The sequence below is a fragment of the Streptomyces sp. NBC_01320 genome (assembly GCF_035974375.1).
GTDB lineage: Bacteria > Actinomycetota > Actinomycetes > Streptomycetales > Streptomycetaceae > Streptomyces > Streptomyces yanii.
Window position 1 is genome coordinate 574,278 of sequence record NZ_CP108391.1, and the last position, 13,922, is coordinate 588,199.

The 13,922-nt window shown below is 65.7% G+C and carries 11 protein-coding genes and 3 pseudogenes; 2 read left to right on the forward strand and 12 right to left on the reverse strand.

Features of this window, described 5'->3' with window-relative positions; all coding sequences use genetic code 11:
• Positions 1-8: 8 nt before the first annotated feature.
• The 10 genes and pseudogenes from OG395_RS57720 to OG395_RS57755 form a co-directional block, all read right to left on the reverse strand.
• Positions 9-203: a hypothetical protein gene (locus OG395_RS57720; RefSeq protein WP_327250121.1), complete on the reverse strand. Its 195-nt coding sequence runs from the start codon at positions 201-203 to the stop codon at positions 9-11.
• A gap of 159 nt (positions 204-362) precedes the next feature.
• Positions 363-593, reverse strand: a pseudogene (locus OG395_RS57725) (ATP-binding protein); the annotation flags it as partial.
• Positions 594-1,324: 731 nt separating this feature from the next.
• Positions 1,325-1,552 (reverse strand): hypothetical protein, encoded by a 228-nt coding sequence (locus OG395_RS59085; RefSeq protein WP_442818834.1) that lies wholly within the window; start codon positions 1,550-1,552, stop codon positions 1,325-1,327.
• A pseudogene (gene arc, locus OG395_RS57730) lies at positions 1,522-2,547 on the reverse strand (proteasome ATPase); the annotation flags it as partial. The gene OG395_RS59085 and the pseudogene arc, both read right to left, overlap by 31 nt.
• Positions 2,548-2,584: 37 nt before the next feature.
• Positions 2,585-2,827: a hypothetical protein gene (locus OG395_RS57735; protein ID WP_327250122.1), complete on the reverse strand. Its 243-nt coding sequence runs from the start codon at positions 2,825-2,827 to the stop codon at positions 2,585-2,587.
• A 475-nt stretch (positions 2,828-3,302) separates the two neighbouring features.
• A complete protein-coding gene (locus OG395_RS59090; RefSeq protein ID WP_442818835.1) occupies positions 3,303-3,665 on the reverse strand; it encodes a lantibiotic dehydratase C-terminal domain-containing protein in 363 nt (120 codons plus the stop codon).
• A gap of 86 nt (positions 3,666-3,751) precedes the next feature.
• Positions 3,752-5,224 carry an IS66 family transposase gene (gene tnpC, locus OG395_RS57740; protein WP_327249919.1) on the reverse strand — a complete coding sequence of 491 codons (1,473 nt, stop codon included), beginning with the start codon at positions 5,222-5,224 and terminating at the stop codon, positions 3,752-3,754.
• A 40-nt stretch (positions 5,225-5,264) separates the two neighbouring features.
• Positions 5,265-8,129 carry a lantibiotic dehydratase gene (locus OG395_RS57745; protein ID WP_327250123.1) on the reverse strand — a complete coding sequence of 955 codons (2,865 nt, stop codon included), beginning with the start codon at positions 8,127-8,129 and terminating at the stop codon, positions 5,265-5,267.
• 15 nt (positions 8,130-8,144) lie between these two features.
• Entirely contained in the window at positions 8,145-9,479 is a 1,335-nt protein-coding gene (locus OG395_RS57750) for a lanthionine synthetase C family protein (RefSeq protein WP_327250124.1), read from the reverse strand.
• 127 nt (positions 9,480-9,606) lie between these two features.
• Positions 9,607-10,443, reverse strand: coding sequence for a hypothetical protein (locus tag OG395_RS57755; protein WP_327250125.1), 837 nt, complete (start codon positions 10,441-10,443; stop codon positions 9,607-9,609).
• 525 nt (positions 10,444-10,968) lie between these two features.
• Between OG395_RS57755 and OG395_RS57760 the strand changes: the two are divergent.
• Positions 10,969-11,148 (forward strand): annotated as a pseudogene (locus OG395_RS57760) (ISAs1 family transposase); the annotation flags it as partial.
• An 18-nt stretch (positions 11,149-11,166) separates the two neighbouring features.
• Here OG395_RS57760 and OG395_RS57765 read toward each other — a convergent pair.
• Positions 11,167-11,346 carry a hypothetical protein gene (locus OG395_RS57765; protein ID WP_327250186.1) on the reverse strand — a complete coding sequence of 60 codons (180 nt, stop codon included), beginning with the start codon at positions 11,344-11,346 and terminating at the stop codon, positions 11,167-11,169.
• Between the two features lie 110 nt (positions 11,347-11,456).
• Positions 11,457-12,188 (reverse strand): DDE-type integrase/transposase/recombinase, encoded by a 732-nt coding sequence (locus OG395_RS57770; protein ID WP_327250126.1) that lies wholly within the window; start codon positions 12,186-12,188, stop codon positions 11,457-11,459.
• Positions 12,189-12,660: 472 nt separating this feature from the next.
• Here OG395_RS57770 and ltrA point away from each other — a divergent pair, with 472 nt between their 5' ends.
• Positions 12,661-13,920, forward strand: a complete 1,260-nt coding sequence (gene ltrA, locus OG395_RS57775; protein WP_327250024.1) for a group II intron reverse transcriptase/maturase — start codon at positions 12,661-12,663, stop codon at positions 13,918-13,920.
• The last annotated feature ends 2 nt before the right edge of the window (positions 13,921-13,922 follow it).

Genomic DNA, 13,922 nt, shown 5'->3' on the forward strand with positions numbered 1-13,922 from the left:
CCGGTCCGTCACCGTTTGAGGATGCCCGCCCGCAGCAGCAGCGCCTCCACCAACAGGTCGAACACCTCGCGCGGGCGGGGGGAGGCGGGCTCCGAGATGTACTGGAGGACCGCGCCGTCCACCGCGGCGATGTAACCGCGCGCCAACACCCGGGGGTCGACGTCGGAGTGCTCGCCTGCCGCGACCAGCGTCCGAATACGCACTGGAGAAAGCCACCTGATCGGGCTGTGCGGAAGCGCTAAGCCCAGCGCATGCCGAGCGTGGACAGCGCCTCGTGCCGTTCGGGGTCAGCTTGTCGGCCCGTCGGCGGGCGTTGTCGACGAACATGCCGAGCTTCACCCCGGCTTCATCCCCAGCGCCCAGAGAGTCCCGCTGACGTAGTCGAGGATCTGGGCTGCTGTCTCCACCACCAGATGGCGCCATGGCCTCCAGTCCTGGAAATCTCGGACGGGGACGACCGACCCGAGGACAGGACCGAGCATGAGTCCGACTGTCTCGGAGTCGAAGATCCGCGCGTCGGGCAGCGCGGCAGCCAACTCCTTCGAGGTGGTGGTCTTGCCGACGTCGAAGGTCCCGTTCAACCAGATGATCACGCCGGTGAGCCTTGCGACGTCGCTGCGGCACTGAGGAAAGACCCGCGATCTGGCGCATCATGCCTGAAGGCCGTGCTCACGGAGATGTCGTTGCAGGAGGAGGATCTCTCCGTGCGCGGCGGCCAGCCGCTGTTCGAGCTCTTGGACGCGCTCGCGGGGGAGGTGCGTTCCCGACGGGGGCTTCCAGTCCGTCGGACGCAGGCGAACGGCGGGCAGTAGCCCGCCGCAGCCTTCTTTCTGTGGACTCTAGGTGATACCTCCAAGGCCGCCGGAGATCAGCTCATGGGCCTCTGCAGCGATCTTGATGCCGTAGTAGACCATGGCCGAGAAAGCCGCCCCGATGGGGGCATGAACGCGCATCCGGACGCGCCATGCGCTGCGATGCGGCTTGCTCGGTCTCGGGCAGCGACATGACCCATGCGGACACTCGCGCCCGGTGGTACGTTCAACCATTGGGGTTCCTCGTAACAGGATGAGACTCCATTACCGGGGCAGGTGGCTTAGCCGAGCGACCTGCCCCATTGCTTGCCCTCTCGGGCGACCGATGCGCTTGCCCCTCGCATGGGGGCTCGATATGGAACCTACCTGGATCGTCCGCAAGTGAGCCCGATCTCTGTGGAGAATTTAGAACCCTCCCCGACACCGGTCCTCGAGTGCGCAAGTACCGCTCCTCGACGTAGTACTCCAGCTGGACCTGCACCGCGATGGAGTCCGGCCGCTACGGAGCGTGTTCAGATCCCGGACCGGGCCGATTCCGACGCGGCGGGCACCGGTGACGAGGGTGCGGATGAAGACGATCCGCTCGCCCTTCTTGCCGGAGATCCTGGCCCAGTCGCCGGGAGTGGTTCGGCGAGCCGTACCACTCGTTCCTCGTCGGTGTGGCCGATGACCAGGGCGCGCTCGCCGTCCTCAAGGATCTCCTTGAGGGTGACGATGTCCCCGGCCCGCTCGAATTCCATGGCCTCGACCACGTTGAGCGCTCGCCCTTCTTGCCGGAGATCCTGGCCCAGTCGTCGGGGTTGGTGGTGTTGGGAAGGTCCTCGTTCTCCTTGAACTCGTCCACGCACGCCTGGAGGAGATGGGAGACGCGAAGGCCCTTCTGGCCCTGGTCGAGGAAGGCCTTGATGGCCATCTTCTTGGCCCGGTCGACGATGTTCTGGATCATCGCGCCGGAGTTGAAGTCCTTGAAGTACAGGACTTCCTTGTCGCCGTTGGCGTACGTGACTTCGAGGAAGCGGTTCTCCTCGGACTCGGTGTACATCCGCTCGACGACGGACTGGATCATGGCGTGAGCTGCGGCTTCCTTGGAACCCGTGTGCTCGGCGAGATCGTCGGCGTGCAGCGGCAGCGAAGGCGTGAGGTACTTCGCGAAGATGTCCTTCGCCGCCTCCGCGTCCGGACGCTCGATCTTGATCTTCACATCGAGACGGCCGGGACGCAGGATCGCGGGATCGATCATGTCCTCGCGGTTGGAGGCGCCGATCACGATGACGTTCTCCAGGCCCTCCACGCCGTCGATCTCGGCGAGCAGCTGGGGGACGATGGTGTTCTCCACGTCCGAGCTGACGCCGGATCCGCGGGTGCGGAAGAGGGATTCCATCTCGTCGAAGAAGACGATGACGGGGGTACCCTCGCCGGCCTTTTCGCGGGCCCGCTGGAAGACGAGACGGATGTGCCGCTCGGTCTCACCGACGTACTTGTTGAGGAGCTCCGGGCCCTTGATGTTGAGGAAGTAGCTCTTTCCGGCGGGCTGGCCGGTGACTTCCGCGACCTTTTTGGCGAGGGAGTTGGCGACGGCCTTGGCGATGAGTGTCTTGCCGCAGCCGGGCGGACCGTAGAGCAGGATGCCCTTCGGTGGCCGCAGTTCGTGCTCCTTGAAAAGGTCGGGGTGGAGGTAGGGCAGCTCGACCGCGTCCCGGATCAGCTCGATCTGGTCGCCCAGGCCGCCGATCTTGCAGGGGCATTACAAGATCGCGATCTGTCCTGGTTGGTCAGGTGAGTCCGAGGGCCTGTAGGGGCCGGTGGTGGTCGCGGCCGGTGCGTCGCAGGGCGGCGGCGATGTTGGGGTGGCTGTCCTGGCGGAGGACGCCGATGGCGAGGTTGCGCAGGGTGGCCGTGGCGCGGGGCAGTGCTGCGGACCTTGGAGTCGTCCGTTCGGTCGCGGACGTGGTGGAGCTGGTTCTCGATATGCCAGTGGCCTCTGATCCAATCTGCCAGTTCAGCGGGCGTGGCATCGAAGACGTTCAGGCTGGTGACGAGGTAAGACGAGCTCGATCGTCAGCTTCCCGGCGGACAGGTCGCGGCGCCAGCGCATGACCTGGATCGCCTGATGGACTCGGCCAGGAGGCCACCCAGGCAGCGCTCTTCGCCTCGGATCGGGCTTCCTGTGGTCAGCCAACTTGTCTCGCACCACGAGGACGTTGGATCGGAGCCCGGTCCAATCCCGTACGTGGCGGACCTTGGAGTCGTCCGTTCGGTCGCGGACGTGGTGGAGCTGGTTCTCGATATGCCAGTGGCCTCTGATCCAATCTGCCAGTTCAGCGGGCGTGGCATCGAAGACGTTCAGGCTGGTGACGAGGTAAGACGAGCTCGATCGTCAGCTTCCCGGCGGACAGGTCGCGGCGCCAGCGCATGACCTGGATCGCCTGATGGACTCGGCCAGGAGGCCACCCAGGCAGCGCTCTTCGCCTCGGATCGGGCTTCCTGTGGTCAGCCAACTTGTCTCGCACCACGAGGACGTTGGATCGGAGCCCGGTCCAATCCCGTACGTGTTCGCAGCAGCAGCCCGAGGACCTGTTCCTCGGAAGGCCAGCTTGGGCCGAGCAGGCGGTTGCAACTCAGATGGACAAAGCTCGCGCATAGCTGCGGCAGGGGAATCGTCAATTCTCCGTTCTCTTCGAGAGCGTTGAGGCGCATCCGCACGGCGGCCAGCTCTTGTCGTCGTGCGGTGAGGGCGCGTTCCGCGACAGCGCCGCCTACTCGGGACTCCAGCACTTCCGGCTCTGCCAGGAGCCGGCGAAGGTCAGCCTTGCGCTGCCTGTACTCCGGCCCGCTCTCAGGGGCGGACGTCACGCGTTCCCGGTACCATCCGAGTCGCTCGGCTTGTAGGCATTCAGAAGGAATGCGGCTGACTGATGACGGTGTGTGAGACGTGCTGGTCAAGCGGCTTGTTCGATCGGGGGCATCCAGAGGTTGCCGGTAAAGGCGTGGTGGATGGCCTCGAAGGCGCTCAGGCCGTGCTTGCGGGCGGAGTCGAGGTAGGAGCGCACGGCGAGCCAGGCCGTCGCACCGTGTTCGGACTGGTGGCAGCCGGAGATCTTCAGCTGGGTCTTGACGGGCCGCAGCGCTCGCTCGCCGCAGTTGTTGGTGAAGGGCGTACGTCGGGGGTCGTCGGCGAACCGCAGGATCGAGTGGGCCTGGTCCCGCAGGCGTTCGAGCAGGTTGCGGGCCGGGGACTGTTTGCGGCCCGGTGCTCGGGGGTGCTCGGAGAGTCCGACGGTGATGCCGTGGTGGAAGGCGCCTTGGTGCAGCAGCAGGGCCTCGGGGGTGATCTCGCCGATCTCGCCGGCGCGTACCCGCAGGGCCTGGATGTTCAGCCCGGCCAGGGCCCAGCGGATCTGTTGGTGCCACTTCTGGTGGGGGAAGTCCTCCTCCGCGGCGGTCAGTTCACGGATCAGATGGGCACCGCACAACTGGTGGCTGCAGTGCGGATAGCCCGCATACAGCGACAGTGAGTCGTGGACCAGGACGCCCCGGTAGTGGGGCAGCACCCCGCCCGCGTCCGCCCCGGCGCGCGAGCGCGGGGCGAGATGGAGCAGGGTGAGGAGGTCGGTGCAGGCCACGTGCAGCCAGCGCCGCACGGAGCCGATCCGGGTGGTGGTCTCGTCCGCGTGCAGGACGTGCCCCATCACCAGCAGGGCCCGGATCAGGTTCACGGAGTCCGCGACCAGGCCGGCGGCCTCGGGAAGCAGGGAGGCGACCCAGCCGGTGGAGACCTCCGCCCCGGTCACATCCCTGACCAGCTGCGCGGTCCGCTCAACAGGAATGTGCTGGAAGACCAGCAGATAGACGGCGAGCGCGCGCAGGTTCGGCCCGTAGGAGGACGGGGACCCGGCGATCCGTCCGGGCATCGGCTGGGCGGTGATGGTGCCGCAGGCGCACCGGCAGCGGTGAGCCCGGTGCTCGGTGATCTTCACCGTGGACAGGGGAATGTCCCGGACCTGGCGCCGCTCGAAGCCGACGCTGTCGCCCTGGCCCAACGTGCTTCCGCAGCCGGTACAGGCCGCCGGGACATGGTCTTCGGTGGCATCGGGCCTGTCGGTCATGGCCAGACCGGACCCGCCGGAGCCGGGCTGACGGCCCCGCTTGCGTCCGCTCTTGGGCTGCGGCTTCTTCTCCGGACGGCCGAAGGTGTCCGAGGAGGGCGGCATCGAGGAGTTGCCCGAGTTGCGGCCAAGACGCCGCTCCAGCTCCGCCACCCGAGCCGTCAACCGCTCGTTGGCCACCGCGAGTTCGGCCGCCCGGGCCTCCGCCGCATCGGCCCGCGCCTCCGCCGCTGCCACCTGCCGCTGGAGCAGCCCGATCAGCATGAGGAGATCCTCACGCGATGCGGACTCCAGAGCGGACGACATGCACGGATCCTGCCGCACCCACACCACACCTGTCACATCGTCAGGAGACTGACGCACAGCCGACCTTCTGAATGCTTACCTCGGCTTCGCTCAATCCGAGTCCAGTGAGGAGGTCATCAATGCTGAGGACGGCCAATGTTGTGCGGTCGACCTCCGATCCTGCCTCCTGGCTTAGCCGCAACAGCTCCACGGCAGCGCGGCTGTCCGCCGCGAAGAGCGTCTCCGCTGCTGCGGTCCCGCCAGGCCCGCCGTAGCGGCTCACTTCGCGTTCGTAGGTGTCGAAGCAAAATCGGGAGCAGAGCCCGGCCCTGATGAGTTCCTGTGCCCAAGAACACAATTGGGGGAACAGCTCGCCGACCAGCCGATCGGGGTTACCGCGGAAGCGGAGCCGCACGTGGAAATCAGGGTCGGAGTACCGTACGAAGAACCAGTCCTGAGCCGAACCATTGGATCGAACCCATTGGCAGAAGTCAGGCATCGGACCCGCGATGAGATCTTTCTCGAAGGCGCGTGGGCAATAGAGCTTCGTGAAAAGCCACTCGCTGCCCGGTGGGCGCAGGCGGCTGGTCACGGCCGCCAGCGGTCGAGGCGTTGGTGGCGTGACGGCCGTGACGTTCCCAGTGGTCGTGCGGCGTAGTGACAGCGGAACCATGAGTTCCAGTACGTAGCGGCCTCCCGGACCTTCGGTCCAAGCCTGATGGGGCGCGGGAAGGGCTTCTTGTAGCAAGAGGTAGCTCCCCGGCGGCAGTCGGCGAATCTCGACGCGGAGTTCTTCGATCTGCGCGGCATTCTCAAGGTCGAGCAGCAGGCGGTTATCCCCGACTGTGAGGTATACGTACCTGGGTACCTGCCAGGCCACACGCCACTTCTGTAGCGCCGGTTCGAAGTCATCGGGAGATTCGGATGGCAGATGGTCGCCGAGGCGCCATCGGGCCAAGCTTAGTACGAGGCGTCCACGCTCCATGCGAGGAAGGAACGGAAAGTCCGCGGCTGGCCCCCAGTCGAAGTCGCTGAGGTGGGTGACGCCGTCCTGTCGGAGGTCTTCGAGGAAACGGCACGCGGCGGGCGCCTGAGACGTGTTCAGCATGTGGCCTGCGCAGGGAATCACATCGGTGTTCCTGGCTGGCCAGCGGACATAGAAACGGCCGTCGCGGACTCCCACCGCCAATTCGTTCAGCGGGATCACGTTCCGGGAGGAATCGTCCCCCGTCGTGCCGACCGTGATCTCATGGTCGCGCGCCAAGGGGCGGATTGTCACGTTGGCTGAGCGGAACCGATGTGGCAGATAGGAAACTTCAGCCCATAGAGCGTTGGGGGCATGAGCCTGTTCGGCGCGGGCGGAGTGACGTAGCACCGCTTCGGCGTCGGGACCGAGCAGCCCGGCGAAGCGGCCCAGGTTCCGTCCCGCCGCTTGCGCTCCGACATTGGGCCCCAGGACGATGCTGAATTCGCCGGCATCGATCGCCGCCGCTGAGTCCGCAACGACGAATAGCGAGATGTCAAGGGACGGGGGAAGTGTGGCTGTGCCGGGGGAGCGGTTGTCCAGTCGTGCCAGAGTGTCATCGTCCAGTTGGACGACGAGGCGGCGCTCGCGGAGAGCGTCGAGAGCGAGGTCGCGTAGCGTGAGCTGCCGCGTCGCATACCTGCTGGGGTCCATTCCAGCTGGTAGACCGCCCTGACCCCAAACTGAGGGCGGACCGAGCCCAAAATCCGGGTTGAGCACTTCCAAGAGCCCGACCTCGCAGCCTGGACCGTAACGGTGCTCGAATGCTTGCCGGTAAGCATCGATGTGGGCAGGTCCCCTGGGCCAGGGTGTCAGTCGAAGGAGCAGCTCGGCGGCGGCAACAGCCTCCTGTGCGACAGTGTCGCCAATGCAGCAACCATCGAGCGTGAACGCCATGTCAACCTGCGCCGTGGATTCGGCCTGAACGGTAGTGGCCGACCTGGCCAGCGTCACCAGATCGCGAAACTTCGTCGGTTGTTGCTCAACAGGTAGAGCATCCCAGATTGCCATGGCGCTCAGCACTCGTTCGAGTAGTGCTCGAGCCTCCACGGCCGCTGGGATGCCGTCGAGCCGCTGCGCCACGTACCGGGCCGGGCAGGCCACGGTGAGGGGCGGACGGAGGTCGGTCAGGAGGATTGTCTGCTCCCACAAACTCGTGATCATTCTTTCGACTTTGTCCGAGGTCGCCCCGGGGACCGAGAGCAGGTCAGCGACGAGCCGGTGATATGGGACAGGGGAACGGGCGATTGTGAGTGTGCGGCGCACCGCTTCCGTAGCGCGGAACGAGACAGAATCTTCTGGCGTAGTCGCCCGGCCGCCTGGTGCTGGCTCCGTCAGGAACACCCGGCCGGCGTGGATGAACGCGTTGGAGTTGGCGAAGAAGTGTAGATCCTTGCGGATCTCTGGCTGTGCTTCCAAGGCGAAGACAAGTTGCAGCAGCCACTCCATGTCCGGTCTGGTTTGGGTTTGCGGTGCGTGCGAAGCGAGGGCGATATTGGTGCGTGATCCCCATCGGGCAAGCGCGACTCCAGCGAACATCCCGTACGGTGTCGGCCGGGTCGACATCCGGATCATGTAGCGCAGGAGCTTGCCATGAAGGGCAGCGAACTCCCCCTCGTTAGCCTCTGCTCGCTCCATGGCATCGAACAGGTCGCGGCTGCCGACGGCGAGGGCACTGCGGATGCGAGGATCGCGTCGCAAGAGAGTGTCGCTCTCCAAAGTCTGCGGGCCCTGGCCAGCGTCCCCCTCACCGACCTTCGCCGACCCGCCCAGGGAGAGATATGCCTCGACCGGCAACAGTGGCGCGCGGACCAGCACCGCATCCAGGACCTCGTACAGGGTGCTTACCCCAGACTTCGACGTGCGGGTATCCCGGTTATGTCCGACGCTCCGAATCACCACGGTGAGGTCCTTCCATTAGGAGAGAAGAAACACCCGGTCCCACGTAGGCTCTACACCGGTACCTGCGGCCAGGAGCGCCAGCGCCACGCCCGGCGAGCCGGTCAATAGGCCCGGCCGGTCGACCCGCCCCCCACTCGGTTCCACGTCGCGGTATCCGAGCAGGGAATCGGGCTCGTACAGCGCGAGCAGCTGCTCGATCAGCCCGGCCGCCGACCGGGCGAACAGCGGAAGTCCGGTGTCGTGCGCGAAGCGCAGCGTGATCTGCAGCAAACCGGCCGCGCCGTGGCAGAACGTGGGCGAGCCAATGCCGCGCTCTTCCGTGGGCCGCCGGTAGACCGCCGCCATTGCGTCGATCGCGCTCTCACGCCACGTGGGCTCGTTCAAGGCCCGGCCAGCCAGCCAGAGGGAACGCGCCACGCCCGGGTTGCCGTAGCACCATGCGGTGCGGCTTGTGTCCGGTCGGCCGTACTCCCCGTCGGCGGTTAGGGGAACCATCGTTGGCCAGTCCGCATCCCCGGCACTGTCCAGCCGCTGTGCCACTAGCCAGCAGGCCAACCGCTCGACGGCGTCGCGTAGCCCCGGAACGTGAACGCCCCCTTCTATGGCCAGCGCCATCAGCGCCAGAGGGCCGGGGATTCCGTGCGCGAGCCCACAGTTGAGATTGCCGTAGGGATACCGGCTCGCGAGCGACTCGTCGCCCATCAGGCGGGCTGGGGTGTGCCAACGGGGGATGCCTTCCTCCTGCCCGGTCATCGAGACCAGGCCACGCAGGACAGCCAGCAGCGCCCCGGTAGGACCGTCCTGCTCTTTCCGGCTCAGTAGGTAGGTGCCTATCCCGGTGATACCGGCTATCAGGTCGAACTGGCCGTACGCCAGGCCAAACTGCTGGAGTGCTGGATCCTGGGCGAGCGCCACCGCCCGGGGCAGGAGAGCACCCTCGATGGTCGTCAACAGCTTCCGGTAGCGCGTTCCTTCTCGGGACAGCGACCGGGCGGCGAACGCGAGGCCGCTCATTCCCTCGAAGAGACCTGCGGACGGCCATGCCATCCGCTCGATTCCGCCCGCTGCTGCCTCGAGGTAACCGTGGCCGGTGACATCCCAGCCATCGTCCGGGAAGCAGGAGTCGAGGTATCCGCACATGAGTGCCAGACCCGTATCCCCCTGAGCCAGGCTGTGGGGCTCCCAGCTGGCGGACGGCGGAAAGTCTGTTTGCTGTACCGACGCATTCACCGCGGCCGCGACCCGCTTCCTGCTGCGCAGGCGATCGGCCACCTCCAGGCCTACGACCACCGCCGGAGCCAACTGGTCCGTCGCGAGCCCGGGGGCCCACACCTTGGTTGCTTCAGGCAAGACAACTCCTCAGCGCCGCTCTGGGGTAGCGGCCAACGGTGAGGCAGACCGCCAGCTGGGCGGACAGCCCGCATAGTGGTCCAGCGGGCACGGCAGGCGGCGTTGGTGCGTGGTCTGATCACACATGTCAACAACCCACAACGGTGCGCGGAATGCAATGCACAAGCGGTGACGTCTGGTGGCAGGCCATCTGGTCGCACATGGTCAAGACGGTGTCGTGGAAGGGTACGCAATACACCAGCGGTGATGTGTGGGGCTGACAGGCCCACTGGCCGCACAAGGTCAGGCAGGTCCGGCAGGTCGCCTGGTCGCATTGGGTCTGGCACGTGTCGCACGTATGGCAGGTGTCCTGCTGGCACTGGGTCTGGCACGTGTTGCAGGTCTGGCAGGTTCCTTGCTGGCACTGGGTGTTACACGTGCCCGTAGCGCATCCATGGCAGGTGTTCCAGCCATATTGCGTAGGACAGAGGCCGCCGCAGGAGGCACCGCACGTGTTGTATGTGTCGTCCGGCGGGATGGTCAGCGGGTGCACGGCGGAGGCCATGCCTGGAGAGCCCAGCCTGACATCGAGGTCGAACTCGTCGCCTGGCTGTCCCGTCGTAGCCCAGGTGTATTCGACGGATGCGTCCCGCGTGACGCTCACGCTGGTCGCATCCAGCCCGATGAAAGGTTGCCGGTCGGCGGGGATCGGCTCGGTGGCGACGACGTCCTCGGCCTTGAACTCCGCGTATTGGTCTAGTTTCCTGGAGAAATACAGCCGCTTGTACCCTTCGCGGTCGCTGTTGCCCAACAGCCCGAGAAGGGTGATGACGCGTTGAGGCGGCGTGGCCGGATCGGGCCTGAACCGTTCGACGTACGGGTCTTGGCGCATTTCGTCGCCGTCCGCTTCGTTACGGTGAGACTCTCGTTCCTCATCCACCTTGCCCTCACCCGATTCCCAGGCGCGCCGCTGTCGGCCGGTCACGCCGTTCGGTATTGGCAGGCGACTGTCCTCAGTGCTCAAGAAGAGCTGAGCGGGTTCGGCGCCCAAAAGGCTCGACCCATTCCTAGAGCCTCCGCACCGGTTCCCAAACGGGTGGATCAGCTCGTTGGGACATGCCAACACAGATAGCGATGACCACCGAACAAGGCGTGAGCTCGGTCCTCTAATTGGCAGGTTCTTCTATTCCACGACAACACAGCTCCTTCAACTGTGCAACCGGCAGACCAGTCTGCTCCCAGGTCGGGGCGGTTGCATGATCGGGGTTTGGGCGGTTCGCCGGAGGTGACGTCTCGTCAGGGCTGAGGGCCCCGCATAGCAGTGCAGGCACGGCGCCGGTGATCATGTGGTTGTCGAGACCCATGAGCGCCGAGCGAGACCGTGCCTGCCCCTTCATCATCGCCCATCCCTGCCCTGTTGCGTCAACTGCCTGCCCACCGCACACCTCTGTCCGAGCGGGAAGCCACTGACCTGCGCTGTTGCCTGCGCCTGGTGCCTGATCCGCGCGGGGTGCGAGGGCGGCGGTATCCGGCCCTCGCGCTGTTGACCGCCGCGGTCGCGGCCGTGCTGGCCGGCTCCCGTTCGCTGGCGGCGATCGGCGAGTGGATAGCCGATGCCCCCGGCTCGGTCCTGGCCGCACTCGGCTTTCGTCCCGATCCGCTCACCGGTGTCCTGCACCCGCCCCATGCGTCGACCGTGCGGCGGCTGCTAGAGCGTGTCGACGGTGACCAACTCGACGCCGTCATCAGCATCTTCCTGACCGCCCGGAGTCGGCCCGATGCGTCCGATCAGGCCGCGCGGCAGGCTATCGCGGTCGACGGCAAGACACTGCGCGGCTCCCGCACCCGCACCAGGCGCGCCATCCAGCTCCTGGCGGCGATGGACCACCGCGGCACGGTCCTGGCCCAGCGGCAGATCGCGACCAAGAGCAACGAAATCCCCGCCTTCCAGCCCCTGCTCGACCGGTGGATTTCAAGTCCAGTGAGACGTTTGTGTGGCTATGAGATCTGTGGTGTGGTTTCCCTGCGCTTGGCGGGGTCGTTGATCCACGCTTGCTGGGGTATCTCGGGCGGTGTGGGGCGGCGACCGAAGCGTTCGGGGTGGCGGGCGAACGCTTCGGCGAGCGTGACGGCTCTCTGGGCGCGGACCTCCTCGGCGGTGCCGAAGTGGACGCTGGCGGGCGTGTGCCATCCAATGCCCGAGTGCCGGTGCTCGTGGTTGTAGTACGCGATGAACGCGTCGAACCAATCACGGGCGTGGGCCAGGGAATCGAACCGCTCGGGGTGGTCGGACATGTACTTGGTGGTCTTGAAATGGGCCTCGCTGTAGGGGTTGTCATTGGAGACTTTCGGCCGGGAATGGCTGCGGGTGACGCCGAGGTCGATCAGCAGCTGGGATACCTTCTTGGAGGTCATTGAGGTGCCCCGGTCGGCGTGGACGGTCTCGGGCACGATGCCGTTGCGCTCGATGGTGTCCCGGATCAACTCCTCGGCACGCTCTGCTGATTCGGCGCGTTCGACGGTGTGGCCGACGATGTAGCGGCTGAAGATGTCGATGACGACGTAGGCGTGGTACCAGGTGCCCTTGGCCGGTCCGGCGAGCTTGGTGATGTCCCTTGTGTCCTGAACACGGAAAGGAAGCGCGTATAGGCGGCTTTCTGTAAGTGATGCTGTACGGATGATGAAGGTTTCGTTGGCCCTTCGAAGTCGCCCTGCGGGGGGAGATTTCAAACCGCCTCATGCTGCGTTGGCTGAAGACCGTCGTGGTGAGCGATGAGGAAAAGGCATCGGAAGAGATGTCAGGTGGGGACCGGGAAGACGAACGCAAGTGAATCGCTGCTGACGTGTCGTAAAACAATCAGGTGGCGTCAAAACCGGGGTGTGGGATAGACCCCGGGATGAGCCTGACGGGAGCCCGTCTATTGGTCAGGTGGCGTCCGGCATGTAGGCGACGTGAGCCCGGTCTGCGGCGTCCGTACGGAACAGGAGAAGGCAGGTCCCGGTACTGTCCGGCGCTCGGCGGTGGACGAGAGGGAGAACTTCGAGCAGCGGAATCTGCAAGGAGCTGAGTACCGACCCGGGTCCTGCTGGCGGACCGGCCCGTAGTAGTGGGGATGCCCCTGTAACGGGGGCGGAGCGAAGGGGCCGGGTCGTTCGTGACTGTGTTGATCGCGTCAACCGGAAGCACTCCGGGAGGAATTCGGTGGGCCAGTTGAAGTCGAGGACCAAGCCGTTTGAAATTTCCAAGTGGGAGATCAAGGAGGCATGGGAGGAAGTCAGGGCGAACAAAGGCGCCCCGGGAGTGGGCGGGCAGAGTATCGATGACTTCGAGAAGGATCTGAGAGGTAATCTCTACAAGATCTGGAACCGGATGTCATCGGGCTCATACTTCCCGCCTCCGGTGCGCGCGGTGGAAATTCCAAAGTCGCAAGGAAGCGGCACGAGAATGCTCGGCATTCCCGCTGTCGCGGACCGCGTGGCGCAGACCGTCGTGGCCCGGCACCTGATGCGGCGGGTGGATCCAGTGTTCCACTCGGACAGCTATGGGTATCGGCCGGGGCGGTCCGCCTTGGACGCCGTGGAGAAGTGTCGGGAACGCTGCTGGAAACGGGATTGGGTCGTCGAATTCGACATCGCCCGGTTCTTCGACAGCGTGCCCTGGGATCTCCTGGTCAAGGCGGTGGAGGCTCACACCGACGCCGTTTGGGTGAAGTTGTACGTGCGCAGGTGGCTCGCCGCCCTGCTCGTCATGCCCGACGGCTCCCTGCTGCAACGGGAGCGCGGAACCCCACAAGGGGCTCCGGTCTCACCGGTGATGGCGAATCTGTTCTTGCACTACGCGTTCGACCTCTGGATGGACCGGGAGTTCCCGTCCGTCCAGTTCGAGCGGTATGCCGATGACGCGGTCATGCACTGCGTCACGGAGCGTCAGGCCCGCGAGGTCCTGGACGCGCTGCGGAACAGGATGGTCGAGGTCGGGCTGGAACTGCACCCGGACAAGACCCGGATCGTGTACTGCAAGGACGCCAGGCGTCGCGGCTCGCACGAGCACGAGGCGTTCACGTTCCTGGGCTACACCTTCCGCGCCAGAATGAGCCGCGACCGGCAGGGAGTTCAGTTCCTGTCGTTCACGCCAGCCGTCAGCAAGGAAGCCCTGAAGAAGATGGGGCGGGAGGTGCGGTCCTGGAGGCTGCACACCCGCTCGGACCTGTCCTTCGTGCAGCTCGCCCGCAGGATCAACCCTGTGGTGGCGGGCTGGGTCAACTACTACAGCCGGTTCCGGCCGTGGGAGATGAACCCCGTCCTCAGGCGCATCAATGCCTATCTGGTGCGCTGGATCCGGCGGAAGTACGAGCGGTTGGCGCCGAAGCGCAAGGCCATCGCGAAGTTCCAGGAGATTGTGAAGCGATACCCGAGGATGTTCGCGCACTGGCGAGTGACGATGGCGATCTCGGTGGTCTGACG

Excerpts from the sequence above, each read along its gene's own strand:
- OG395_RS59085 (WP_442818834.1), bottom strand. The coding sequence starts at position 1,552 with ATGGAATTCGAGCGGGCCGGGGACATCGTCACCCTCAAGGAGATCCTT.
- OG395_RS57735 (WP_327250122.1), bottom strand. The coding sequence starts at position 2,827 with ATGCCACGCCCGCTGAACTGGCAGATTGGATCAGAGGCCACTGGCATA.
- tnpC (WP_327249919.1), bottom strand. The coding sequence starts at position 5,224 with ATGTCGTCCGCTCTGGAGTCCGCATCGCGTGAGGATCTCCTCATGCTG.